Source organism: Bradyrhizobium sp. NBAIM08 (genome assembly GCF_020193935.1).
Lineage (GTDB): Bacteria > Pseudomonadota > Alphaproteobacteria > Rhizobiales > Xanthobacteraceae > Bradyrhizobium > Bradyrhizobium yuanmingense.
The window spans coordinates 1-429 of sequence record NZ_JADYVR010000571.1 but is presented as its reverse complement, the minus strand read 5'-3'; the positions used below and the strand labels follow the sequence as shown (position 1 = coordinate 429).

General features: G+C 64.6%; 1 pseudogene. It reads left to right on the top strand.

The features are described from left to right. Position 1: 1 nt before the first annotated feature. A pseudogene (locus tag I6F37_RS41005) lies at positions 2 to 429 on the top strand (thiolase domain-containing protein); the annotation flags it as partial.

The window sequence follows — 429 nt, the reverse complement described above, 5'->3', positions numbered from 1 at the left end:
CATGAGCATCAAAGGGAAGGCTTACATCGCCGGGATCTACGAGCATCCGGCGCGGAAGATAGAAAACAAGTCGGTGGCCCAGCTGCACGCCGAGGTCGCCAAGGGCGCGCTCGAAGATGCGGGTCTCACGAAAAAGGACGTGGACGCTTATTACTGCGCAAGCGACGCGCCCGGGCTTGGCGGTCTCAGCATGATCGACTACATGGGCCTGACGGTGAAGCATTCGGACTCGACCAACACCGGCGGTTCTTCCTACCTCTACCACGTCGCCCATGCGGCGGAGGCGATTGCCGCAGGCAAGTGCAGCGTTGCGCTGATCACCTGCGCGGGCTTCGGCCGGCGCGGCACGACGGTGCGCGACCGCGGCGGCGACGTTCCGGAGACGCCGTTCGAGACGCCGTATTCGCCGGTGACGCTGAACCTCTACGC